The 1,583-nt window shown below is 52.1% G+C and carries 1 rRNA gene; it reads right to left on the bottom strand.

The annotated features are described in order from the left end of the window. Positions 1-15: 15 nt before the first annotated feature. Positions 16-1,577 (bottom strand): 16S ribosomal RNA (locus B9A32_RS20685). Positions 1,578-1,583: the final 6 nt, after the last annotated feature.

The raw sequence follows: 1,583 nt of genomic DNA, 5'->3' as shown, positions 1-1,583 counted from the left end.
TGTTTCTTTCCTTAGAAAGGAGGTGATCCAGCCGCTGGTTCCCCAACGGCTACCTTGTTACGACTTCACCCTAATTATCAACCATACCTTAGGCACCTGCCCCCCCGAAGGGTTGGCCCAGTGACGTCGGGTACAATCAACTCTCATGGTGTGACGGGCGGTGTGTACAAGGCCCGGGAACGTATTCACCGTGGCATGCTGATCCACGATTACTAGCGATTCCAACTTCATGGAGTCGAGTTGCAGACTCCAATCCGGACTGGGATATGCTTTAAGGGATTTGCTTGGCATCGCTGCCTTGCTGCCCGTTGTACATACCATTGTAGCACGTGTGTAGCCCCAGACATAAGGGCCATGAGGACTTGACGTCATCCCCACCTTCCTCCCCGTTAACCGGGGCAGTCTCTTCAGAGTTCCCACCATTATGTGCTGGCAACTGAAGACAAGGGTTGCGCTCGTTGCTGGACTTAACCAAACATCTCACGACACGAGCTGACGACAGCCATGCAGCACCTGTCTTTGAGCTCCCGAAGGCACTCCTAAATTTCTAAAGGATTCTCAAGATGTCAAGTCTGGGTAAGGTTCTTCGCGTTGCGTCGAATTAAACCACATGCTCCACCGCTTGTGCGGGCCCCCGTCAATTTCTTTGAGTTTTAGTCTTGCGACCGTACTCCCCAGGCGGTATGCTTAATGTGTTAACTGCGGCACAGCAGGGGTCAATACCCGCTACACCTAGCATACAACGTTTACTGCGTGGACTACCGGGGTATCTAATCCCGTTCGCTACCCACGCCTTCGCACCTCAGCGTCAGTATCGGTCCAGAAAGGCGCCTTCGCCACCGGTGTTCCTCCTGATATCTACGAATTTCACCTCTACACCAGGAATTCCCCTTTCCTCTCCCGTACTCAAGTCCTGCTGTTTCAAATGCACGTCCGGGGTTGAGCCCCGGGCTTTCACATCTGACTGACAGGACCGCCTGCGTGCCCTTTACGCCCAATAATTCCGAATAACGCTTGCACCCCCCGTATTACCGCGGCTGCTGGCACGGAGTTAGCCGGTGCTTCCTTCACAGGTACCGTCAATACTACACTCTATTAAAGCATAATAATTTCTTCCCTGTTGACAGAGCTTTACGACCCAAGGGCCTTCTTCACTCACGCGGCGTTGCTGCGTCAGGGTTTCCCCCATTGCGCAAAATTCCTCACTGCTGCCTCCCGTAGGAGTCTGGACCGTGTGTCAGTTCCAGTGTGGCTGATCATCCTCTCAGACCAGCTAACCATCACAGTCTTGGTAGGCCGTTACCCCACCAACAAACTAATGGTGCGCGGACTCATCTTCAAACAAAAGCTTATATCAGAGGCTCCCTTTCATCAAAAATCCCAAAGAATATCTGACTTTATCCGGCATTAGCCATCCTTTCGAATGGTTATTCCCGATTTGAAGGTAGATTATCCACGTGTTACTCACCCGTGCGCCACTCTACTCGTTCCTGCAAGCAGGAACTTTCTCGTTCGACTTGCATGTGTTAAGCACGCCGCCAGCGTTCATTCTGAGCCAGAATCAAACTCTCCAGTTATAATTC

This window comes from Desulfocicer vacuolatum DSM 3385 (genome assembly GCF_900176365.1).
GTDB classification, from domain to species: Bacteria; Desulfobacterota; Desulfobacteria; order Desulfobacterales; family Desulfobacteraceae; genus Desulfocicer; species Desulfocicer vacuolatum.
Note: the sequence above shows the minus strand (reverse complement) of the source record. Positions and strands in the feature narration are given on the sequence as shown.